Genomic DNA, 24,014 nt, shown 5'->3' with positions numbered 1-24,014 from the left:
TATACCATTAAATTCCGGGCAACGGATACTATTATTTTGCCGACAAATATGACGGTAGGCCACCGTGTTTTTCAAGGTACAATATATCGCCAAGGACGATTATTCTGTGATCGTTTTGATGCAGCTCTTACAAATCAGCTTTTTTGTTCCGGGGATGCCCTGCAAATCATGGGTTGTCCCACAAATAATGCACCCTACATGTCGTTTGCATAAAACAACAGCTGCTTCGCCGTTATAAGTTCCGACCGCAACATCCAACCGATCATCAGTCTTCCATCCAAGACCTCTCCTTATTTCCATGGGGATGACAATCCGGCCCAGGTTGTCGATCGGTCGACTCATCCCTGTTTGCATTAGATTTGAATACATTGATCTGTCCCTGCTCTTTCTTCAGATTGATTTTGATGTTCCTGTTTTACCTGATTCGCCTTTTTAAGTTGATCTGCCATGCGTGGAGGCGCTTCTGGTGCCTGGGTCTTATGAATAAGCTCGTCGATAAATTGCGAACAGGCTTTTCGCGTCGAGAAATAAGGCATTTCAATGCCCTGCTGCTCACACAGCGCACGGGCCATGGTGAGTTGCTTTCCAGTGGGTTTTTGGCTCTCCTTCTCCCCTTGATCCTGCGGCTTCATCTGGCCGATCTGCTCATCAGGATGCTCAACGAGTTTTTCAATGAAATGTGAGCAAGCTTGTCTTGTTGGGAAATAAGGCATTTCAATGCCCTGCTGCTCACATAGCGCACGAGCCATGGTGAGCTGTTTTCCGGTGGGTTTTTGATAGCTCTTTCGTTCCTCTTTATCTTGCTGCGCCTGCATTTGACCAAGCTGCTCATAGGTATGGATGTCCCCGGTTTCGAGATCAATCGGATTCTGATACACATCCATATATGTGACGTGGTCATTGCCATCAAATTTCACGAATACTACGGGAATTTCTCCTGCAATATCTATGGACCAAAAGATTGCATGTTCATCGTCTAACTGATCATCTTCTAACTGATGCAGAAAAAACTTTTCTCCATTCTGGAAAAAGTCCACCACGGCATCATAATCTTTTAGATTCTCTAAATTCTCTTGGATGCTCTTTCCTAATTCATTGGCACGCATAGCGGTGTCGATATAACCGTTTTTAACGCTGTCCGTCCACATTGTCCGAACAATATCCTGCGGAGTTATTTTGGGATCTCTTTCCCTCATATCCATCAATTCTTGGTAGGTTTCCTGGTACTTTGTATACGCAACATTCTGTACCCATTCGGGCATCAGCGAAAATTCCAGACTCATAGTGGACATGGTACATACAAACTGCTCATACTCATTCATTGCGGAAAAAATCTGTCTAAAGTCTGACATATTGTTTCACCTCATCAAAAAATGGAGCCTTACTTTGAGTAAGGCTCCATCGAGCGTTATTGCTACCCAGCGGCAGCAACCGTTTTTTTCACTTTTCTGCTCACCTCATAGATGACGATATCATCTTTTCGCGGGCGAATTTCTATTGTATTCCTACGGCCAAGAATCGTATTGATGACCGGTAAATCTCTACTTGTTATTTCTATTCCGGCGGCAGCAACCATCTTCTTCTCGTTTCTGCTCACCTCATAGATAACGATATCATCTTTTCGCGGGCGAATTTCTGCTGTATTCCCTCGACCAAGAATCGTATTGATGACCGGTAAATCTTTACTTGCTATAACGATTGTATTGATGACAAGAACAAGTAAATCTTTACTTGTTCTTTCCGTTTTGTGGCCTTTTCCTTGTTTGCATTCCTTATCCCACGCTTCCCATGCGGCTCTCACCGTGGGCTGCCAACTTCCCCCTATAAAATGAGTACATTTTTCATTGGTGCAGCAAACGCGGTATTTGGGATGTGTGCCCTGTATCCGACCGTGATTTTCAACAATCTCCAACTCAGCGCCGCACGCATGGCAAACTTGGTTGTTCTTCATTCTTCTACCCTCCTTGATCCGGCTGTTGATCTTAGAGATCGAAATCAATGTTCCATCCCGCGTGTACGCTGGCGATGCAAATCTGGGCTTTTTTCAGAATTAGTGATTTGAATGATTCTGGCATGTGCAATTTGCTTATCCATTCTTGGTTTGGTGGAATCTAAAAAGTGTTCACATTCCTCCTTTGTCCCTCGATAAATCTCTCTATCCTTGTCGCTTATGATAACGCTATGACTATCGCCATTATCGCGTAAATGGATCTTCCCATCCTGAAATGCCTGATAAATTTTATCCTGCTCCTGCTCCATATCATCATTACTGATTTTCTGGATTTCGGCATCCAGGGCAGCGATTGCCTGTTCCAGCTTATCGACGGCCTGCTGGGTTTTCTGCGCCGCCTGCTGCATGATATCGGGTGTCAGCGTGTCAATCGGTTGATTGAGCATATCCACTACATCACTTAATGCCTTTTCGATGCCTTGTCCAATAGCGTGAGTAGAGGAATCATCCAATATCATAGAACGTTTCATGAACGATTGCAGCTTATCAAACGCCGAACGTAGGCTATTTTCTACCTCGACATAGGCTGCACTATTTGTTTTTTCCGATCTCTCAGGATTACTCATCAATAAATACAGCGGAGATTTGTATTGATCTTGTGTGCCTTGTAGTAAAACCGGACTATTCGGCTCAATCGCCGGATTACTTCTGTCTGCGGGAGCGTGATCCTGATCCTGACTCTCCTGTACTTGATATTTCTGGGCCTCCATTGCTGATTTGACTACCTGCTCCAACGCATAATTGATAAGCCGATGGTCTTTCGCCCTGAAAAAGAGCACAGCAGAACCTTCAGTCTGTTCGATGTGAAAGTCCACATGATAGCGCTTTAACGCAGCACGGATGGCCCAAACATCCTTATCGTTAATTTTGGCCCATTCATTTGACAAATGGCTCTCATTGAAGTGCTTCATAGTCTGTTCTCCAGTGTGAACCGCTTTGTAATGATGCTTTTGGTACGCAATCAATGCTCGTATGATTAGGTCCAGTGTCACTCTGGTCCCCCATGCACCTCGACCTAATACAACTTCTAAGGTGCTAGTAGATAAATCATTTTGGTACATGCGCTCTCCCCCTTTTCATTCATGGTTTAACAAAAAGCATACTATGCCTTTCATATTTTTGTAATATAATACAATTTTTTCAACACGAATATTTATCTTTTTGTTCATATCTGAAAAACGATGGGTTTTCGGACATGTACATTGAATTTTTTTCTTTTTTATTATATTATTAGAATATCATCTATTTTTCGACACTAGGAGTGGTTTTTTGGTTGTTGGATATGCACGTGTTAGTACCCGTGAACAAAGCCTGGATCTCCAAATTGAGGCGCTCAACTATCATGGAGTTGAACGTATTGTAACTGAAATTGGCTCGGGCATAAAGCCTCGAGCTAACTTAACATCTCTTTTAAGCGAGCTTCAGGCCGGAGATTCACTAGTCATATGGCGACTGGATCGCCTAGGCCGAACTGCGTCCGAGCTGTTGGAGCTCTCTCATGATCTCCTGGATCGAAGAATTGTGCTGATCTCATTGAAAGATGGTATCGATAGCAGCACAGCAACAGGGCGGTTTTTGCTTGGCGTATTAGCCCTAGTAGCTGAGATGGAACGCGATGTCCTTTTGGAACGTACCAAGGCTGGCATCCAAGCCGCACGCCATGCAGGACGATATGGTGGACGCCCGCCAATTAACATTTCACGCATACAAAATGCTACCGATCTCTATCTTCATTCAGATCTACCAGTCAGGGAAATTTGCAATCGTCTATGTATTTCACGATCCTCGTTTTATAAGTATTTGGCAATTTACGGTATACCTCCCAAACGACATTTAAACTGCTAAAAAAGACACCAACTCTAAAGTGGTGTCTTTTTTTTATCGTATTGTTTCCGATCGTTGATGTGGAGTTCGTAGAATATCTTTGATAAGGCTCTGTACTTTTTGCAACTGCTGTGCCTGCTGCTCGATGTTGCCAATGCCACTTTTTAAGCGTTCAATTTCCCGATCACGATTATGTATCAGCTCGATGACCTTATCCAAATCTATGCTACTATTCAATCCCATCTTATCGAGCTGCTGAACTGCAAAACTGTACGCTCGGAGTTCGGCATCATGTAATTCTTCGTACCGGCGTAGTTTTCGTCCGTGAAGCATTTCTCGCTCAAATTGTATCGGCTCATATTTTTTTATGGTCGCCAAGAAAGAGGCGACTTTTTTATATGCTACATTTTTGTCATCGATCTCTTTTATCTTTTCACGTTGTTGCACGATTTTCTCATTGATCCCATCCAAGCGATTTTGAATGTCATCTGTGGACGATAATTTTTCAGTATGGATTGTATCTAAGACCATCAGCAGCTCCGCTGTACGCTCCACATTTTGAGCCTTTGATTGACGCTCAACATAATAAGCAAATTGTTGTGATTCATCGAACCTATGGCTTCGTTCCCATATAGATCGTTCAATTCGCTGTATAATTCGTTCGCGTGTATAGTCAGCGCCTAATGTTTTTGTCCGGCCGCGACAAACTCTTTTCACCCCTTCGACATGAAAGCGAATATACTTTCCCTCATGCTCATCAACATTTGAAACCTGTATACCGTGTATCTTTAAAATGTCGCAAAAATCTTTTATTGAGTCGCTCTGTGTGATAGCCGCATCAATACTTTCTTTCAAGTGATCTTTCCAAGATTGTCCCGCTTTTTTCATGGTCCACTCATAATAAGAAGCCTTTCCGTTATCACGACTTTTAATAACGGAAAGATTATTTTCCATGCAGATTCTATCACTGATACTTCTCATTCGTTTTTGAGTCTTATAATTATCAAATTTTTTGAAATCATAAAATGATGTCGCATTAAATATTATATGGTTATGTATGATACCCGTATTGACATGAGTAGCAATTACATATTCATATTTTCCGCCCAAGAATTCATCTGCCCATCGTTGGCCAATCTCATGGGCTTGTGCAGGCGTTATATTATCATCTGGTGCAAATGATTGTATCATGTGATAAGCCAAGTTTGTTTTTCCTGTGCCGCATTTAGAGTAGTTTCCTTTTTCAAACTCAGCTAAAGCAGCGGTCATTCGAAATTCAATATCCGCAACATCTGGTTCGCAGTTATAGCCTGAAACATATCCTTCGCATTTATCAGGATTGATAATATAAGCAATCGCCTTTTCCACGGTTGATTTAATATTGTGAATACTTGTATATGCCATATCAGTCAACTTTGCTACTCAGATAATCTAAAAGTTTTCGTTTTACACTGGCATAGTCCCTTTGTAAATCCTCTATATCTGATTGATAGATATTGTGGGTTTGATTTACACGTAATGCAATTTGATTGATATTTCTCGATAAGTAACCCAGCACTTGAGTAAGCTTCTTGATTTCTGAAAAGTCTTGTCGTATTACATAGCCATCCAGTACCATCTTTCTAGCATACTGAGAGAAATTTCTCATTCCTATATTTTTCATCCTTTCTTTAATCATATTCTTCTCATCATCTGTGACATAAAAAATCATCAGATTTTTTCTTTTTCTCCGTACCTGTTTTTTCTCAAGATTCATTTTTTTCACCTCATCAAAAAATGGAGCCTTACTTTGAGTAAGGCTCCATCGAGCGTTATTATCACCCATCGGTAATAATCTTTATTTCGTTTTTTCGTTTGAGTCAAGTCAGGGGATTGGGGTTTTCCCCAAATTTTTTTGCAAAACCATTTTTTGCAAAATGGCGAAGTGTATATACACTTCCTATGCTTGCTATCCCAGACATCCCCCCTTTTTTTCCTCTACTGTTTTTCATGTTTTGTGCTTAGCAGCTCTGGCTGATTATCGAGGGAGTAAAAAATCAGAGGAAGCCAAAGGGGGTAGAATCTGAAAAAAATTATACTAGCTTTCACTCGCAAACACAAGTGTTATTAAACGAAAGAGTTATTATACAAATGTTATTGGAGAGAGTTTTATTATTATGCCCGGTTATCCAATAATCAGAGAATCCATAAATGCCAATTTGCATAATACGCATTAAAGGATACCCTGTGAAAATAGGGTTATGGTATAGTATAAAGAAGTCCCAGGCAGTTATCCTGGGACTTCTTTCGAATTACACAACGACTGGTAGCCGTACCGAAAAATAATTTCGGTACGGCTGTTTACAGCACATTAAATTTTTTGACTGGCTTTTCGCCTGGACTGCATGTCCTGCAACCAATCGATTTCCCAAGGCTCCAGCTCCGATGAAGGATCAGAAACAGATTCCGCTTTGGCCGAAGTAGCTTGCCGCTGAGAAAAATAGTGGTATACAATCGACCTGAGATACAGTACCCGATTCGTAGCATGTGTCAGATCGATCTTGGTGCTGGCGAAGAATGCAACAACATCATCATATCGGATATTGGATAGTAGGGACTGCCGCTCATCCAGAGAAATGCGTTGCTGCTGGATGAACAGTGTAGGAGTATGTAGCAGATCTGCCAACGCAGCTACGGTGACATCCACTAAATCATGATCGTATTTGGATTGTAATTTCTCGTAATCAATCGCTTGTTTAATCTGATTGAAAGTTTCCGTAGACGTCGTAGATGTAGAAGGCGTTGATTTATGCCGCAAAATCAGATTGTTCTTTTGACGATGTTTCTTTTTTTGATTTTTATGTGAGCGATTTTTTTTGGAAGGTACACTATTATCAATCGTTGTGACTGATGATACCGATCCATCCATATGATGATTAACGAGATAGGGCGTTTCGGTGTCCGGCTGATCGAGCAGATCATAGGAGTACGTAAATGTAGGCTCATCATTACCAGGATAACGATGCTGTTTGAGCAGTCCGGCGATTTTCAGACGCCGCCACAAGGTTGCAAATTTTTTGACCTTTTCTTTGCAGAAATATCTGATACCATTTGGCCTTAATGTAAAATCCGGAATTTGCATCAGATATGTGATTAACGAAAACAGACCTTTCAATGGCAGCGCAATATTTTTATTGCGGAGTAGCGCAGTTGAGATTCTCGTAAAATTTCCACGCTGCGGAGCTTCGATGAATTGACAATCTCCATTGGGGCGGTCCGACGAATCAATGTATTGATATGCAGCCGGTGCTGCTGGCATTTGGCAGAGATTGAATATATGGCAAAAGGTATTATCATCAGCATTATAAAAATAGTGCTGTAAATAGCCTGCCGCTTTCAGTTCCTTCCAGGCGTTGTTAATTGCATAGGTGCTGTCCGAGCAATGCAGAGCAATAAACTTTTTTGTTAGCGTAAAAGAGGGAAGGCCGATGAAGGATTTGATCATGCTGTACAAGCCTTTGGCAGTGAGGGACAAATGATTGTCGCACAGGACATTATTGTAAATCTGTGTATATCCAGTTGCAATCATTTGTGTCACCTCACAAAATAAAAATAAAAAATCGGCTGATGTATCTGAAAACACCAGCCGATAAAAATTTTATCGAAAACCTACGCATGAACTTGACATAACTCGGGGTTCTGTATATAATGAATACATAAATACGAGTTATGCGCCATTGGCGCTGTTTGGATCTGGGTGGAGTCAGATCTTAACCGCTCACCGGTGTTGGAGCACCTGTGGCGGATAATTTGTATTAAGAGAGTTGGCTTGGAGGCCAACTCTTTTTTTTCTCAAATCACTGAATTAACAATAGCATAAATCACCTGCGTTGTCAATAATCACTTATCCACAAGAGATTGCCATTATAAAGAAATTGATATTTTTTCTATTTTTGTCTTGAAACATTTGGCTAGTAATGGTATGATATAGAAAATTGAGCGAAAATGTACATGTCCGAAAACCCATCGTTTTTTAGACATGTATTTTTTTATATCAAATTGTGGTAAATCGTCAGAAAAGACTATCCATGAAAAATAACAAAATGACTATTCAAGCTAATTGGTAAAATTGACACTCCCCATGGATGAATCCGGGGGAAGTGTCAACACTCGTGACGTAAGATTTGATATAGGACAGTTTGGCTGTACATATTGACCATAAATGCGAAATGACTGCCCCCGACCAAGGTTAAGCAGTCATTTCATAAGCGTTAACTGAGGTCAGCCGCACGTCGCAGCGCCCCTTTGTATTGATATTATATCATGTCAAATTTTAAAATACAAGCTTAGTACAAGAAGTACAAAAGGTATAAGAGGTACAAGGTGCATCTCAAATTTGAGAAGTAGAAAAAGAAGGAAGAATAACATTGGGAAAAAGCTATCGTGAAACTTTAAATGCACAGATGAGTGATCCTGCATTCAAAGAAGCCTGGGATGCAATGGAACCGGAGTTTCAGTTAATTCGCTTGCTTTTGGATGCCAGGGAAAAGAAGCATCTAACGCAGAAGCAGTTATCGGAACTGACCGGCATTGCCCAAGCAGATATCAGTCGCATGGAGAATGGTACGGCCAATCCCTCGATCAAAACCTTGCAGCGCCTTGCAGTCGCTCTTGGCATGCAGCTAAAACTGGAATTTGTGCCAAACGCTTAAAACAAAAAGAGCCGACACAATTTCGTGTCGGCTCCTGCCTTTCTAATCGATATAAAAACGCCGACATGAAATTCATGTCGGCGTTTGCTTTTACTTGTGCTTACCAGTTGGTGGGGCTGCTCAATAGCCAAACCGAACTATTAATACCACCATCAACTTCAATACTAAAATCATCGAAAGTGCCTAATGAGCTATATTTCGCAGCATTTGCAACATTTGCATACTTATTTCCTTGGGCATCTACCCAATAAGCTTCCACCCAGATTTGACCTTTATATCTTCCGATATGAAACGGATCAAGCGTCATGTCTAATGGGAGCATCAGCTCATACTCCCCGTTCTCATCACTCGTAGTGGTGCCGATAAGCTGAGTAGCTTCCTTATCTGCGTAGAACTCTAACTGTGCACCTGCAATCAGAGTCATACCCTTATAGACTTCTCCATAAACCTTCACATCCTGCACATTCTCGCCCTCTGGCCGTACGATCGGCTGGTCAATGGCCGGGCTAAGAATGTGGCCACTGGCGGTCGGTTCCAAAACCGGGGGTTCCTCTGTCGGCTGCTCCTGCTCCCCTTCGTCCTCGGCTGCGCCGGTGGTTGTCAGGGTGATCGTCTGCGTTGCCGCATCCCAGCCGACCTCGATATCCAGGGCTGCACATACGTCACGCAGCTTGAAATAGTTATAGTCGTTGATCTCGTAGGCGTCGAAGCCCTGTGCCGTGCCATCCAGGGAAACCGCGCTGTTGGTTTCCTTGGCCGCTGCATTCTCCATGCTTGCCGGCGGTTCCAGTTCGCCGCCTGCGGGCGTATAAGCTGTGCTGCTGGTCAGGCTGATCGCATTCGCTGCTGCATCCCAGCCGACTGCAAACTGCTTGGCAGAGCCGTTTACTGCCGCTGCGATATCGCGCAGCTTGAAATAGTTGTAGTCATTGATCTCGTAGGCCGTGAAGGAAATCTCCTTGCCGTCCACCAACACTTTGCTGGTAGTCGCTTTCGCGGTCTGATCGACGGCTCCGGCCGTCATTCCGGCTGCCAGGGCAAATGCCAGCGCTGTGCTTACAATCAGTTTTCCCTTTTTCATCTGATGTCCCTCCCTGCTACATCTTGTGTCTGTTGTACCTGTTGTACATCATGTGTGTCCTGTACTTCGTGTTTCTGTTTCTCGGCCGCGCGGAGCTGCTCGCTCATCCGCGGTCGATTGAAATATTGATAAATCGCTGTAAAGGTATCCTGCGCGGATAAACAGGTATCCATGAGATAACCTTTTTCTCTGGGATACTCTTGTAATCCTCGATAGTAGAATGCTTTGTGCTGCTCGTCAATGATAAACGGCATGATGTCATATTTCAAACATTCCTTAAACATAATCAGGCGTCCTACACGCCCGTTTCCGTCTTGAAACGGATGAATGGATTCAAACTTCGCGTGAAAATCAATGATATCTTCAACCTTGACTGCCGAAAGCGCATGGTAGGATTCAAGCAGTTTCCGAAGTTCCTGCTCTACATTTTCCGGAGCAACCGTTTCCCGACCGCCGACCTCGTTTGGCAGCGCTTTGAAGTCACCCACTTTGAACCAGCTTTTTCGCTCATCGGAAGTCCCTCGTTTCAAAAGCTCATGGAATTGCTTGATGAGATCAATCGAAAGATCTTCTTCCGCGTGCTCCAGCATGAAGTCAAAGGCCCGGAAATGATTTTGAGTTTCGATAATATCGTCGGTATTCAAAACCATGTTGCCGGATAGGATCGTATGCGTTTCAAAAATGGAACGTGTCTGCTCTTCCGTCAGTTTACTGCCTTCAATACGGTTTGTATTATAGGCAAGCATTACCTGTGCTTTGTGGTACAAGCCACCGGGCAGATTCATTTCATGCTGCTCTCGCAGCATCTGCAAGATTTCCTGATTCATGAATTCTTCGTCTCCTGAATTTGCTGACGCAACGCCTTTTTCATTTTATGGCCTCCGCTATTCAGCCCAATTTTCAATTTTTAAGTCCGGCACACGTTCAAATTCTCTGACATTATTAGTCACCAAAATCATATTTTCAGCTCTTGCGTGTCCAGCAATCAGCATATCCATTGTTCCAATCGGTGTCCCTCGCTTTTGCAGATAGGCACAGATTTCTCCATACTCTGCAGCCGCCAAATCATCGAAAGGTAAAATATCCAGGATAGCGAGAAATTGAAACAACGCTGCCCTGTTCCGCTCTGGTTGTGTGCTTTTCTCTACACCATGTTCCAACTCCGCAAGGGTAATAGCCGAAATGCAGAGCCCCTGTTCTAATTTGCATTTTAGCATCTTTAAGACCTGTTCAGGCTTATTCTTAATCGCATAAATACAAATATTGGTGTCCAGCATATAGGTCATAGGGTTTCCCTCTCTGTTGGAACACTCTGTTCTCGTCCATTCTCAAAGAAATCATCCGTGAACCCATTCAGGCCGTTCAAAAATGTTTGCCACGCCGCTTCTTTCGGAAACAATACAATAGCCTTCCCTATCCGCTGAACAAAAACTTCCTCACCAGTAAAGCGAAACTTCTTCGGCAACCGAACTGCCTGGCTTCTCCCATTTTCAAAAATTTTAGCAGTATCCATGATCGCCACCTCCTAAATAATATATATCACAATATATATTATTTGTCAATAGATTATACCATTAAATTCCGGGCAACGGATACTATTATTTTGCCGACAAATATGACGGTAGGCCACCGTGTTTTTCAAGGTACAATATATCGCCAAGGACGATTATTCTGTGATCGTTTTGATGCAGCTCTTACAAATCAGCTTTTTTGTTCCGGGGATGCCCTGCAAATCATGGGTTGTCCCACAAATAATGCACCCTACATGTCGTTTGCATAAAACAACAGCTGCTTCGCCGTTATAAGTTCCGACCGCAACATCCAACCGATCATCAGTCTTCCATCCAAGACCTCTCCTTATTTCCATGGGGATGACAATCCGGCCCAGGTTGTCGATCGGTCGACTCATCCCTGTTTGCATTAGATTTGAATACATTGATCTGTCCCTGCTCTTTCTTCAGATTGATTTTGATGTTCCTGTTTTACCTGATTCGCCTTTTTAAGTTGATCTGCCATGCGTGGAGGCGCTTCTGGTGCCTGGGTCTTATGAATAAGCTCGTCGATAAATTGCGAACAGGCTTTTCGCGTCGAGAAATAAGGCATTTCAATGCCCTGCTGCTCACACAGCGCACGGGCCATGGTGAGTTGCTTTCCAGTGGGTTTTTGGCTCTCCTTCTCCCCTTGATCCTGCGGCTTCATCTGGCCGATCTGCTCATCAGGATGCTCAACGAGTTTTTCAATGAAATGTGAGCAAGCTTGTCTTGTTGGGAAATAAGGCATTTCAATGCCCTGCTGCTCACATAGCGCACGAGCCATGGTGAGCTGTTTTCCGGTGGGTTTTTGATAGCTCTTTCGTTCCTCTTTATCTTGCTGCGCCTGCATTTGACCAAGCTGCTCATAGGTATGGATGTCCCCGGTTTCGAGATCAATCGGATTCTGATACACATCCATATATGTGACGTGGTCATTGCCATCAAATTTCACGAATACTACGGGAATTTCTCCTGCAATATCTATGGACCAAAAGATTGCATGTTCATCGTCTAACTGATCATCTTCTAACTGATGCAGAAAAAACTTTTCTCCATTCTGGAAAAAGTCCACCACGGCATCATAATCTTTTAGATTCTCTAAATTCTCTTGGATGCTCTTTCCTAATTCATTGGCACGCATAGCGGTGTCGATATAACCGTTTTTAACGCTGTCCGTCCACATTGTCCGAACAATATCCTGCGGAGTTATTTTGGGATCTCTTTCCCTCATATCCATCAATTCTTGGTAGGTTTCCTGGTACTTTGTATACGCAACATTCTGTACCCATTCGGGCATCAGCGAAAATTCCAGACTCATAGTGGACATGGTACATACAAACTGCTCATACTCATTCATTGCGGAAAAAATCTGTCTAAAGTCTGACATATTGTTTCACCTCATCAAAAAATGGAGCCTTACTTTGAGTAAGGCTCCATCGAGCGTTATTGCTACCCAGCGGCAGCAACCGTTTTTTTCACTTTTCTGCTCACCTCATAGATGACGATATCATCTTTTCGCGGGCGAATTTCTATTGTATTCCTACGGCCAAGAATCGTATTGATGACCGGTAAATCTCTACTTGTTATTTCTATTCCGGCGGCAGCAACCATCTTCTTCTCGTTTCTGCTCACCTCATAGATAACGATATCATCTTTTCGCGGGCGAATTTCTGCTGTATTCCCTCGACCAAGAATCGTATTGATGACCGGTAAATCTTTACTTGCTATAACGATTGTATTGATGACAAGAACAAGTAAATCTTTACTTGTTCTTTCCGTTTTGTGGCCTTTTCCTTGTTTGCATTCCTTATCCCACGCTTCCCATGCGGCTCTCACCGTGGGCTGCCAACTTCCCCCTATAAAATGAGTACATTTTTCATTGGTGCAGCAAACGCGGTATTTGGGATGTGTGCCCTGTATCCGACCGTGATTTTCAACAATCTCCAACTCAGCGCCGCACGCATGGCAAACTTGGTTGTTCTTCATTCTTCTACCCTCCTTGATCCGGCTGTTGATCTTAGAGATCGAAATCAATGTTCCATCCCGCGTGTACTTGGCAATGTCATTGATCTGTGCCGTCCATACAACAGCATTCCCGTTGAGGTAGGTCGGGAGATCGTTGAACGTGTATTCCCACGCATTATCATTGCCGCTGGCCACAGCGGTCTGCGTTAAATGGATACTGTCGTATTCAGTGCCGTTGGCCAGCAATGTGATATCCACGCCGGTCGTATTCGGGCGGTAGTTCCAGGCATTGTTGTTATCCAACCAGCTCAGCGTAATGGAGAAATCCTGCATGCTGGAGCCCACATCGTCCAAATAGTTTTTATGAGTCAGCGCAATATCAAGGCTGATACCATCGGAAACCGTATACCACGACGTAACACCGGTAGTATTGGCCGTTGCGGTGTAGAAAATCTCACTCGATACGCCGTCATAAACAGCATTCTGCGTCAAACCATCAATGGTGTACGTCCAGCAGGATGAGCCGTCCGAACCCCATTCGGAAACTGTTACGCTGCCAACTTCATTACTCTTTGCATCCGTCACTTTGCCGGTCTTGCTATTGATCGTGTAGGTGCCGACAACCGCTGTGCTGGCATCGCTACGGACAACAACAGTCAGGCTGTCCGGGCGGTTGCCACGCTGATTGTTCGCGTCAAACCAATAGATATGGCCCGTTTCCGTGTCGGTATTGCTGCTACGGGAAAGGGTAATAATAATCTGGTTGTTATTGCTATTCGTTTCCGAAAGCTCAACATCCCGCGACGTTTTTACCGTGTAATCTGTCGCACCATAATCAGCAGACAGCTCAACCTCTGCGTTATAGGCAATCTTTGTGCCATTGGTCGAGTAGACCGGAAGGTCGCTAAACGTCCACGTCATGCCATCCGTATCAAAATTAACCGTGCGCTTGTAGTCTGCCTCATCGATTGGCATGCCATCTGCGGTAAGATTGAGATACAGAGCATCCGGCCGCACACCGTCCGCATTGTTGCGATCGTCAAAGCGGAAGGATACTTCAATGTCGGCAACGGCTGCGTTATACGACAAATACAAATTCATGCCCGCGGTCAACGCCTCATAGGTCCGACCGGTATCGTCGTTAAGCCGAATGGTATAGTCGATCAGCTCGCCATCCTGATACTTGTCAAGGCCGGAGAAATTGACTGTCCAGATATCTCCTTCGCCGGTGACATCAGCAGTCTTTCCTACAACCTTTTCGCCATTCGCATAAAGCTGAACATTTACGCTATCCGGTCGCTTGCCATCCTGATTGCCACTATCATTCCAGTAAATCGCGCCTTCCAGGGCCTGCTGATCTACTCCATGAGCAAGGTCAATGTTGATGGTCTGCGGATCGACCGTCGTGGTGCTCTCTGGCGTATAGCTGACCGTGTAGCCGTCCGGCACATCAACAACAATCGTGTAGACGACCGGTGTGCCGGTGGTACCGTTGTTGTTGTAGTAGCTATCAACGTCCTTCCAGGTCTGCGTCCAGTCATTATCTGCGTTCAGCTCAAGCGTCTGCCCGGTGGATTTGCCGTTCGCATACAGAGTAGCAGTTACGCTGTCCGGCCGCAGGTTGTCATTGTTGCCATTATCGTTCCAGTTGATATGACCAGTAACATAGCCCACAGACGGCGTATAGTACAGATGGACCGTGTTACCTTCCATCGAACAGGTATAGCCACTCTTTTCAAGCTGCTGACGGAAATCCTCGTTGACATCAACAAGATAGGTAATTTTCTGGCCATCTTCGTTCAGCGGCAAGCCCTTTACCGTGTATGTCCACGAATTATCCCGCCCAGCTGTTACCGTGTAGGTCTGGATAAATGTCTTTTCGCTGCCGACCTGCTTGTACAGATCCACTTGAATGCTGCTCGGTCGCTTACCGTCGCGGTTCTGGTCATCATGCCAGCTGGCATACAGATTGACCGTACCTTGATCCGTTCCATGGGTTAATTTCACATAGGGATACGCCGATTCGGTGAGATCATCCGTAGTTTCTCCGGCTGCGCTCATGTAGCTGGCCGTGTAACGGACAATTTCTTCTTCTTCGCCGTTTGCAGTGGAGATATATGTCCCGTACAGAGAATCCTCAACCGCTTCTTCAGCAGCAATGGTATACACGATTTCCTGCCCTTCTTCACCGGCACGGTTTACAGGCAAATTCTCAAACGTGTACTCCCATGTATCGGCTGTCAGATTGCCACTTAAAAGGTGAGCATATGCGGCACCCTCCAAAGGCACGCCATCAGCGTATAGCTGCACAATAATTGTGGACGGACGAATATTATCCGTGTTCTGCGCATCATCCCATTCAATGGTAACGGGCACATTTTTTACATTGCAATCATGGGAAACTACAATGTCCAGCTCATTTGCCACTGCCGTGTAGCGATTCGCACCAACCGGGATATGAGCATTGAGATCCGATGTAATAGCCGCTTTATAGATAATCTCCTGGCCACCATTGAATTTTTTTACATCTTCAAAGGTATAGCTCCAAGTGTCCTCATCATCGGCTCCCGTTACATCGGCGGTATCAACCATGATTTCTTCCCAGCGGTATGTTTTGTTATTCCACTGGTAGGCCGATAGGGTAACGACTACATTTTCCGGGCGGATGCCATCACGGTTCGATTCATCATCCCATGTAATCGTTACAGTCTTATCCGTTAACTCGATTGCACGGGAAATAATCGCGCCATTTGCATCGCCTACTGCATCGTTTTTGCTGTTCAGATACGTCGTAGAGTAATCGTTCAGGTCGAATTTCGTGGTTTCGTCCGGATTGGTAACTGCGACGGTATAGTTGATTGCCTGTCCAGCATTATATTTCTGGAAGTCCTCAAATGTATACGTCCACACATTGCCATCGTCAGAAACCTTGCAATTCGAGGTCGATGCACTAACAACACCTGTGTCCGAATTGTGCAGCGGATTATCCTTTACCTTGATTTCATCCGCGTACAAAACCAGCGTGACAGCTCCCGGACGCTTACCGTCGTTATCGCTTTCATCTTCCCACTGGATGCTGAACTGAATATCATCGCCGGTGGTGATGAGATCGTGATCCAGGAAGATGGAGCCGGAATACTCGGCTGCCGTCGCACCGGTGGTATAGTTATTGATGGCATAGCGATATGTCGTAAATACAGCATCATCATAATTCGATGAGGTCGAACCGATGATCTCACCGGAAGATGCTGCGGTATCCTTGATCTCACGGTATGTGCCATCTGCGTCCGTATATCCCAACAGGAATACGCTGTATGTGATCTTTTCAACAGACGTATCTGCGGTCGTGATAGGCAGATCAGTGAACGTATACGTCTGTACATCTGTGCCATCATCCGGGACCGTGGCTTCGCCCACCAAACGATTATTGACCGAACTAATCAGCCCCAGCTTGACCGACTGCGGGCGGCATCCATCGTTATTTTGGAGGTCATTCCACTTGATCGTTGCAATATAGTCGGTGGTTTCTTCGGCCCATACTGCATAGAGATCCAGCACCCAATATCCATCTGCCGACGATACATCATCACCATTATTGCCCTTGTGGTAGGTCAAAACTGCATTGTTCAGTTCTCCAATGCCGGTTGCCTCCTGGCCATCCTCTGTTTCCCACCGTACAAAGGTCTGTCCGGACGTATTGGTGATCGGTCCTAACGGATTCAGTACATCGCCATAGTTGTATTCCTGTGTACCGACAACGGAGGTCCCTTCCCGGCTGTCATAGTAAGTAACGATAACCTTTTCGGACAACCAGGACGCATAGAATGTCTGGTCGCCGGTTACAGTCATATCGCCGGACATCGGCACGGTACATTTCTGGTCAATATACCAGCCGCCAAAGGTGTAACCTTCGCGTGTCGGCTCCTGGGCAGGCGGTACGATCAATTCGTCGTACTTCTGCGTTGTTGTCGTTCCGCCCTGGCCGCCATTGGCGTCCCAGGTCAGCGTATGAGTATGCGCCTCCCAGATCGCAAACAGGGTTTCGCCATTATCCGGGATAACATTGGTGTTGACCGGTGTAGTCGCATCCGGCGTATCACCCCAGCCCTTGAAGTCATACCCCTTGCGCGCCGGGTCTTCCGGCCATGCAAACGGCAGTGTGACCGTCTTTTCTTCCGAATTACCTTCATCGTCATAGATGGTAATCGTAAAGTCACCGGCAAGGATATAAGCGGATGTCAAACCACCGCTGCCAGTATTCTGGTCGAAATACACGATACGCAGCGAGCCTGTACCAATGCTGCCACCGCCGCTGCCACCACCGGCGCTTTCTACCTTCCAGTGCGCATAGTACACGACAACTCCGGCCTCTTGGCCCGTTACCGTTGTAACCTTCTGGCCGCCTTCCGCTTCCGTATACCAGCCCAGGAAGGTGAATTTGGTATTTCCGACCGTCTGATCTTGTACATCCGGCACCTTAATTACCGATCCGGCTGCAACTTTTTCAACGACCTCAGCCGGTTGACCGGGCAGATTGAGATCGAAAACAATCGCTGCTTCGCCGTAGGTCAGCATGATTGCGTCGTTGCCGGTCGTGGATTTCACGAGCTGATACACTTCACTGTCATAAACGAACAGGGCATACTGATCTTCCGTGAAATTGGTCTGGATACTGTACGGCTGATAGGTAGCCACACCCATGCGCTGCAAACAGCCATTCAGACCCTTGGCAGAGCCGTTCGGAGTTGTGTTCAGTGCTTCTGTCGTGGTAGACCAGACAAGATCTTCGCTCTTATACGGGTTCTGCGTGGAAACGCCGATCTCGCCCTTTGTATGCGCCGACGCCACATACAGCTTTGCGCCAACTGCCGCAACAAAGATATTGTTCTTCTCATTGTCTGCCCCGCCTGCACTGGGCACACGGTTATTTGTGACAGAAATCGGCTGGCCGTTCGATGCTTCATCCAGATAAACCTCGGCTTCGTCCGAAATGTACATACCGCCGCCCGCGCTGTTCGCGGTATTGCCCGTGATCGACGCGCCGTTCTTCATGATCACCTGACCATGGTTGCCCGTATGCGCCGCAACAAAGATCGCGCCGCCGAACTGGTCGGATGTATTGCCAGAGATCTGCGTGCCGTCCATCAACAGAGGGCCATTACAGATGATCGCGCCGCCGCGCTGCCCGGCATGGTTTTCGGTGAACACCGTTTGGCTGGTCATCGTGATGTACGAATAGGTCTGGCTGATCGCGCCGCCTGAGCACGCTGTATTTTTACTGAAGGTTGCATCATCGATGTTGACCAGGATATTACCACGTGTATACAACGCCGCGCCAAAACTGCTGCTATCATCAGGAGCGAGATAGTTATTGGTGAAAATTGTTCCATTATCAATAGTTACGCGGGTGGAGTTCACGCCCGTAAAACCATTGGTCACCGGCACACTGTCGCTGTACGAAGAAATGGAAATGCCACTGCCATTGCCTGCACCGCGATTAGTATTTTTGACTGTCATCGCGTCGAAGTGGTAATTCTGTTCCTGTGAGCAGTCATTATAGATATTGATGCCGCCCACTCGATCGTCACCATTTATAATGATGTGATAAAAATGAACATCAGTTTTTGTGATATTGATTAAAAACTGCTGTTCATACGGTGCCGTGGGAAAATCAGCAGCCGGTAGAATGCTATACAGATTCTCACTGCCATCAATGGTGATACTGATATCCCGATCCCATTGCAGCGGTTCGCTAAGTTGAATATCATTCGATAAACGAATGATATCGCCATTGCTGACAGTTTCGTATGCCTCACGAAGTTCTTCCTCATCCTTGACAACGACCTGAGCGGCAGATGCCATTGTGATGACCGAAGTCGGGATAAGGGTCACAATCATACAGGCGACCAGAAAGCGTGCGACATTTTGTTTTAGCGTTTCTTTCCATCGCCATGGTATTTTCATTAGGACCTCACTCCTTTTTACAAAATATCTATCTCAACAAAAGCGAATACCGCTTCTGATTATCTTCTGCTTGAATTTGTAATGAAGAATGTTGTTTTTTTCATTACAATATGCTATAATATATACAGAAAGGAGAGTGTTAATCATGGCACAAACTGTAAATGTAAATTTCCGTATGGACGCTGAACTGAAAAAATCTATGGAAGACGTTTGTTCGGCTATGGGACTTTCCATGACTACTGCTTTCACGATTTTTGCAACAAAAGTAACACGTGAAAAGAGAATTCCCTTTGAGGTGACAGCCGATCCATTTTATTCGGAAAGTAATCTCCGGCATTTGGAGAGCATCATGCGAGATGTGAAGGCTGGCAAGGCCCATTTTGCCGAGCATGACTTGACCGAGGTGGACTGATGAAGCTGTTATGGGAGGATCGGGCATGGAGTGACTATCTGTATTGGCAGACACAAGATAAAAAGACACTGAAACGGATCAACGCGCTGATAAAGGATATTCAGAGAAGCCCCTATCAGGGGATCGGCAAGCCGGAGCCGCTGCGGGGCAACCTGAGCGGCTGGTGGAGCCGCCGCATTGATGAAACCAATCGCATTGTTTACTATGAGCAGGGCGAGGTGATTTATATTATTTCCTGCCTGGGCCACTATGACGATTGAGAAAGGTCAGCCTACTCATCAAGGCATGAAAACAAAAAGAGCCGACACAGTTTCGTGTCGGCTCCTGCTTTTCTGATCGATATAAAAACGCCGACATGAAATTCATGTCGGCGTTTGCTTTTACTTGTGCTTACCAGTTGGTGGGGCTGCTCAACAACCAAACTGAACTTGCAATACCACCACGGGCTTCAATACTGGACTCGTAGAAAGTTCCTAATGAGCTATATTTCGCAGCATTTGCAACATTTGAATACTTATTTCCTTGGGCATCTACCCAATAGGCTTCCACCCAGATTTGACCTTTATATTTTCCGATATGAAACGGATCAAGCGTCATGTCTAATGGGAGCATCAGCTCATACTCCCCATTCTCATCGCTCGTAGCCGTGCCGATAAGCTGAGTAGCTTCCTTATCTGCGTAGAACTCTAACTGTGCACCTGCAATCAGAGTCATACCCTTATAGACTTTTCCGTAAACCTTCACATCCTGAACATTCTCGCCCTCTGGCCGCACGATCGGCTGGTCAATGGCGGGGCTAAGAATGTGGCCACTAGCGGTCGGTTCCAAAACCGGGGGTTCCTCTGTCGGCTGCTCCCCTTCGTCCTCGGCTGCGCCGGTGGTTGTCAGGGTGATCGTCTGCGTTGCCGCATCCCAGCCGACCTCGATATCCAGGGCTGCACATACGTCACGCAGCTTGAAATAGTTATAGTCGTTGATCTCGTAGGCGTCGAAGTCCTGTGCCGCGCCATCCAGGGAAACCGCGCTGTTGGTTTCCTTGGCCGCTGCATTCTCCATGCTTGCCGGCGGTTCCAGTTCGCCGCCTGCGGGCGTATAAGCTGTGCTGCTGGTCAGGCTGATCGCATTCGCTGCTGCATCCCAGCCGACTGCAAACTGCTTGGCAGAGCCGTTTACTGCCGCTGCGATATCGCGCAGCTTGAAATAGTTGTAGTCATTGATCTCGTAGGCCGTGAAGGAAATCTCCTTGCCGTCCACCAACACTTTGCTGGTGGTCGCTTTCGCGGTCTGATCGACGGCTCCGGCCGCCATCCCGGCCGCCAGGGCAAATGCCAGCGCTGTGCTTACAATCAGTTTTCCCTTTTTCATCTGATGTCCCTCCCTGCTACATCCTGTGTCTGTTGTACCTGTTGTACATCATGTGTGTCCTGTACTTCGTGTTTCTGTTTCTCGGCCGCGCGGAGCTGCTCACCCAAAACGGAATAGAGAACCCCCGGAGTTGCGACCTCCGGGGGTTTTGTATCCTATGGATACTCTCATCGTTTTGCCTACTGATAGAATAGCACAGATTATTGACTGTTTCAAGTATAGTTATGAGGATTACAACCTCCCTGTTGCATCTTGTACCTATTGTACATCATGTGGGTCTTGTGCTTCATGTTTCTGGTTCTCGGCTGCGCAGAGCTGCTCGCTCATCCGCGATTGCAATTCCAACAGTGAAGGCGCATAGTTGCACAGTAATAGCTTTCTTGTTATACTAAATGAGCTACCGCCCCCACACCAGGTAGAGGAAGGGGGTGTGCTCTATGGATATATTCTCATCATTTTTTCTCTCTGTTGCGGCAAGTATAATCGCCTATTACATTTGCAAATGGCTGGATGGAGAAGAATAGTTGGTAGCCAGCCTTGGGCCTAAGCCACCCACCCCAAACGGAATAGAAAACCCCCAGTGTTGCACCACTGGGGGTTTTTGTGCCCTATGGACACTCTCATCATTTTGCCTACTGATATAATAGCATAGATCAGTGGCTATTGCAAGTATAGCCTTATGGCGAAAGATTTATGCGGGATCTTTATGAGGATTACAATCTCCCTACCGCATCTTGTACATATTGTACTTGTTGTACATCGTGTGTGTCTTGTACTTCGTGTTTCTGTTTCTCGGCTGCGCGGAGCTACTTACCCAAAACGGAATAGAAAACCCCTGGTGCGGCTACACCAGGGGTTTTTGCGTGCCAACAAGGACACTACTATCGTTTTGCCTACTGATATAATAGCATGAATCAGCGGCTAGTACAAGTATAGTCACATGGCGAAAGATTCATGCGGGATCTTTATGAGGATTACAATCTCCCTGCTGCATCTTGTGTCTGTTATACCTGTTATACCTGTTGTACATCATGTGTGTCCTGTACTTCGTGTACATCAAGCTGAAACAGGTTTACAAACTTGTTCAGTTACGTGCCGATAATCGGTCATCCATTTTCTTGGAGTTACAGAAGTAGAAGGTTCTGGGGTTTCATAATAAAGGACATATTCAGAATCTGGAGAGCCGGAAGGTTTTCGATACATCGTTACAGTTTCTGTTGCTGGATTGAAAACAGATTTGAAAACCACTTCGACATTATCTACAATATGAAATATTCACTCCTGAGATATTGACTCCATATTTCAGCGTTATCCTTTTTCCTACGATCTTCCTCGATAAGAAGGTTGACATATGCCGTTGCCGAAAGGCCGCGACGACGACTTATATATGTAAGATACGCATGATTCTCATCTGAGAACGCCACGTTGATGCGGGGCAGCTTTTGCCCCTTCTTGCCCTGGGTGCTGCCCAGCTTCCGTCCGGGCAGCCTCTTTTTTACTTGGTGTACTTCTTGTGCCATATGCACAGGAGGTACAATATCTTTTCCCGCCACTTCATATGCTTCGTGTACCTCGTGTGTATGAGGCTGATCTTGTACTTGTTGTGTGGGCTGGGAACTAAAGTTGTCGAATAATCCCTCATCCGCTCCAAAGGAACTGGAACGTTTTCTAGCCATAAATTTTATTCTCCCTTCAAAAGCTCATCGACAAAATGCTCATAGTCTGCAGCAGTAGTGCAATTTTTCTGATATTGAATCAACATTAGGCGCTTGGCTTGCGCTTCACGCGCGCGGATACTCTCACGGATTTTAGTATGGAATAGGCGAGTGTCCAGATGATCTACTAGTCGTTCCAGAGATTCCTTGACTTCCTTGCTCAAATTGGTACGGCGGTCGTATTTAACCAGCAGCAGTCCGGCGATTTTCAGATTAGGATTTTGCCGACGCTTGATAGCCTGGATCATCTCATGGAGCTGGGAAAGACCTTGCAGGGCATAGCGGTCAGCTGTGATCGGGATGATGACCTCATCACAAGCGATCAGACAGCTTTTGAGCATGGCGTCAATGGACGGGTTGGTATCAATCACCACATAGTCGTAGCCCTTCAAGTTTTGGAGGGCGTCCTGCAAGCGGTACAGCCCTTCGACGTCATCGTATAAAATTTTATCGGCTTTGCGCAGCAGGGGGTCGGATGCCACAATATCGCCGCAGAGCGTGGCCTGGATAGCGTCGGCCAAAGGAATGCGATCATCGTCTAGCAATACATCATACAGGGTTGGAACGCCCTCAATGTCGGCGCGGTAGGTATCTGAGCTGTTACCTTGTTTGTCCGCATCAATGAATAAGGTGCGATAGCCTCTTTCTGCCAGGATGGATGCCAGGGCGGTAGCAGTTGTGGTTTTGCCAATGCCTCCCTTTTGATTTGCGATCACATATACTTTCATGATTTCTCCTTTTTGTACATATTGTACTTCATATACTTATTATACTTCTTGTGCATGTTGTGCGTCAAGAAAAGTTTGCACATATGATTCGACAAAGCCTTGTACTTCTTATGCTTCATGTGCAAACTTTGTGTACTTCATGTGTATCACACTCACGAGGATGCGTTACGGTGCATCTTCCAGCCAGCCGCAGCGACCGTTACAGGGAGAGGGGCAGGCAATACAACATTTATCAAATAGTGGCGTAAAACCCCTTCCTTCAGGTATGGGGATATAAGCGGTCTCCCCTTTCTATTGTATTAGATAACTGATTGTTGTATAATATATCTATGAAATACAAAAGTAATTGCAATGTGGTCTATTCGTGCAAATACCATGTGGTGTGGTGTCCAAAATACCGCCGTAAGGTCTTGGTCGATGGGGTCGATACTCGGATAAAATCACTGGTTCAGCTTGTTTGTGCTGAACACGGTTTTGAACTCATCGAGATGGAAGTCATGCCAGACCATGTGCATTTGCTGATTGAGGTAGACCCTCAGTTCGGCATTCACAGGGCCGTCAAGTTAATCAAAGGGTCAACATCCCGAATCCTGCGGGAAGAATTCCCATGGCTGCGGTCACGGATTCCGTCTTTGTGGACGAACTCGTACTTTGTCTCATCCGTTGGCGGCGCGTCGCTGTCCGCAATCAAGAAATACATCGAGAACCAGAAAACTGTGTAGGGAG

General features: G+C 45.7%; 22 protein-coding genes. 5 read left to right on the top strand and 17 right to left on the bottom strand.

The window, feature by feature from the left end:
* Positions 1-99 precede the first annotated feature (99 nt).
* The 4 genes from EFB11_RS17605 to EFB11_RS16080 form a co-directional block, all read right to left on the bottom strand.
* Positions 100-342, bottom strand: coding sequence for an AbrB/MazE/SpoVT family DNA-binding domain-containing protein (locus tag EFB11_RS17605; protein WP_442906889.1), 243 nt, complete (start codon positions 340-342; stop codon positions 100-102).
* Between the two features lie 11 nt (positions 343-353).
* Positions 354-1,352, bottom strand: coding sequence for a hypothetical protein (locus tag EFB11_RS16090; protein WP_122791368.1), 999 nt, complete (start codon positions 1,350-1,352; stop codon positions 354-356).
* Between the two features lie 62 nt (positions 1,353-1,414).
* Complete coding sequence (locus EFB11_RS16085) at positions 1,415-1,951, bottom strand: hypothetical protein (RefSeq protein ID WP_122791378.1); 537 nt, start codon at positions 1,949-1,951, stop codon at positions 1,415-1,417.
* 44 nt (positions 1,952-1,995) lie between these two features.
* Entirely contained in the window at positions 1,996-3,072 is a 1,077-nt protein-coding gene (locus EFB11_RS16080; RefSeq protein WP_122791377.1) for a DUF3801 domain-containing protein, read from the bottom strand.
* Positions 3,073-3,280: 208 nt separating this feature from the next.
* Here EFB11_RS16080 and EFB11_RS16075 point away from each other — a divergent pair, with 208 nt between their 5' ends.
* Positions 3,281-3,856 (top strand): recombinase family protein, encoded by a 576-nt coding sequence (locus tag EFB11_RS16075; RefSeq protein WP_164706827.1) that lies wholly within the window; start codon positions 3,281-3,283, stop codon positions 3,854-3,856.
* A 33-nt stretch (positions 3,857-3,889) separates the two neighbouring features.
* Here the strand turns inward: EFB11_RS16075 and EFB11_RS16070 are convergent, their stop codons facing one another.
* From EFB11_RS16070 to EFB11_RS16060, 3 genes are all read right to left on the bottom strand, one after another.
* On the bottom strand, positions 3,890-5,239 hold the full coding sequence (locus EFB11_RS16070) for a relaxase/mobilization nuclease domain-containing protein (protein ID WP_122791375.1): 1,350 nt from the start codon (positions 5,237-5,239) through the stop codon (positions 3,890-3,892).
* Position 5,240: 1 nt separating this feature from the next.
* Positions 5,241-5,660, bottom strand: coding sequence for a plasmid mobilization protein (locus EFB11_RS16065; protein ID WP_122791374.1), 420 nt, complete (start codon positions 5,658-5,660; stop codon positions 5,241-5,243).
* A 525-nt stretch (positions 5,661-6,185) separates the two neighbouring features.
* On the bottom strand, positions 6,186-7,403 hold the full coding sequence (locus tag EFB11_RS16060; protein WP_122791373.1) for a hypothetical protein: 1,218 nt from the start codon (positions 7,401-7,403) through the stop codon (positions 6,186-6,188).
* A gap of 838 nt (positions 7,404-8,241) precedes the next feature.
* On the opposite strand from EFB11_RS16060, the gene EFB11_RS16055 reads away from it, so the two are divergent.
* Positions 8,242-8,526, top strand: coding sequence for a helix-turn-helix domain-containing protein (locus EFB11_RS16055; protein ID WP_122791381.1), 285 nt, complete (start codon positions 8,242-8,244; stop codon positions 8,524-8,526).
* 100 nt (positions 8,527-8,626) lie between these two features.
* Here the strand turns inward: EFB11_RS16055 and EFB11_RS16050 are convergent, their stop codons facing one another.
* The 7 genes from EFB11_RS16050 to EFB11_RS16025 all read right to left on the bottom strand — a co-directional run bounded on the left by EFB11_RS16050 (position 8,627) and on the right by EFB11_RS16025 (position 19,068).
* On the bottom strand, positions 8,627-9,607 hold the full coding sequence (locus EFB11_RS16050) for a hypothetical protein (RefSeq protein ID WP_122791372.1): 981 nt from the start codon (positions 9,605-9,607) through the stop codon (positions 8,627-8,629).
* A complete protein-coding gene (locus EFB11_RS16045; RefSeq protein ID WP_122791371.1) occupies positions 9,604-10,434 on the bottom strand; it encodes a Fic family protein in 831 nt (276 codons plus the stop codon). Before EFB11_RS16045 ends, EFB11_RS16050 begins: the two co-directional genes overlap by 4 nt.
* Positions 10,435-10,491: 57 nt before the next feature.
* The gene (gene vapC, locus EFB11_RS16040) at positions 10,492-10,893 is read right to left on the bottom strand and encodes a type II toxin-antitoxin system tRNA(fMet)-specific endonuclease VapC (RefSeq protein ID WP_122791370.1); all 402 of its coding nucleotides are present in this window, start codon (positions 10,891-10,893) and stop codon (positions 10,492-10,494) included.
* Positions 10,890-11,120, bottom strand: a complete 231-nt coding sequence (vapB, locus tag EFB11_RS16035; RefSeq protein ID WP_122791369.1) for a type II toxin-antitoxin system antitoxin VapB — start codon at positions 11,118-11,120, stop codon at positions 10,890-10,892. Before vapB ends, vapC begins: the two co-directional genes overlap by 4 nt.
* Before the next feature lie 153 nt (positions 11,121-11,273).
* A complete protein-coding gene (locus EFB11_RS17600) occupies positions 11,274-11,516 on the bottom strand; it encodes an AbrB/MazE/SpoVT family DNA-binding domain-containing protein (protein ID WP_442906889.1) in 243 nt (80 codons plus the stop codon).
* A gap of 11 nt (positions 11,517-11,527) precedes the next feature.
* Positions 11,528-12,526: a hypothetical protein gene (locus EFB11_RS16030; protein ID WP_122791368.1), complete on the bottom strand. Its 999-nt coding sequence runs from the start codon at positions 12,524-12,526 to the stop codon at positions 11,528-11,530.
* A 62-nt stretch (positions 12,527-12,588) separates the two neighbouring features.
* The gene (locus EFB11_RS16025) at positions 12,589-19,068 is read right to left on the bottom strand and encodes a Cna B-type domain-containing protein (RefSeq protein WP_122791367.1); all 6,480 of its coding nucleotides are present in this window, start codon (positions 19,066-19,068) and stop codon (positions 12,589-12,591) included.
* 145 nt (positions 19,069-19,213) lie between these two features.
* On the opposite strand from EFB11_RS16025, the gene EFB11_RS16020 reads away from it, so the two are divergent.
* Positions 19,214-19,480 carry a type II toxin-antitoxin system RelB/DinJ family antitoxin gene (locus EFB11_RS16020; RefSeq protein WP_122791366.1) on the top strand — a complete coding sequence of 89 codons (267 nt, stop codon included), beginning with the start codon at positions 19,214-19,216 and terminating at the stop codon, positions 19,478-19,480.
* Entirely contained in the window at positions 19,480-19,740 is a 261-nt protein-coding gene (locus EFB11_RS16015; RefSeq protein WP_071428849.1) for a Txe/YoeB family addiction module toxin, read from the top strand. The genes EFB11_RS16020 and EFB11_RS16015 overlap by 1 nt, the downstream gene beginning before the upstream one ends.
* Before the next feature lie 130 nt (positions 19,741-19,870).
* Here the strand turns inward: EFB11_RS16015 and EFB11_RS16010 are convergent, their stop codons facing one another.
* From EFB11_RS16010 to EFB11_RS15995, 3 genes are all read right to left on the bottom strand, one after another.
* Positions 19,871-20,845: a hypothetical protein gene (locus tag EFB11_RS16010; protein ID WP_122791365.1), complete on the bottom strand. Its 975-nt coding sequence runs from the start codon at positions 20,843-20,845 to the stop codon at positions 19,871-19,873.
* Positions 20,846-22,104: 1,259 nt separating this feature from the next.
* Positions 22,105-22,521 carry a hypothetical protein gene (locus EFB11_RS16000; protein ID WP_122791364.1) on the bottom strand — a complete coding sequence of 139 codons (417 nt, stop codon included), beginning with the start codon at positions 22,519-22,521 and terminating at the stop codon, positions 22,105-22,107.
* Between the two features lie 5 nt (positions 22,522-22,526).
* A complete protein-coding gene (locus EFB11_RS15995) occupies positions 22,527-23,288 on the bottom strand; it encodes a ParA family protein (RefSeq protein ID WP_122791363.1) in 762 nt (253 codons plus the stop codon).
* Positions 23,289-23,611: 323 nt separating this feature from the next.
* Here EFB11_RS15995 and tnpA point away from each other — a divergent pair, with 323 nt between their 5' ends.
* Positions 23,612-24,010 (top strand): IS200/IS605 family transposase, encoded by a 399-nt coding sequence (gene tnpA, locus EFB11_RS15990; RefSeq protein ID WP_122791388.1) that lies wholly within the window; start codon positions 23,612-23,614, stop codon positions 24,008-24,010.
* The last annotated feature ends 4 nt before the right edge of the window (positions 24,011-24,014 follow it).

Origin of the sequence: Intestinibacillus sp. Marseille-P6563 (assembly GCF_900604335.1) — a bacterium.
In the GTDB taxonomy this organism is placed as follows: Bacteria; Bacillota; Clostridia; order Oscillospirales; family Butyricicoccaceae; genus Butyricicoccus_B.
This window is presented reverse-complemented; position numbering and strand designations above follow the sequence as displayed.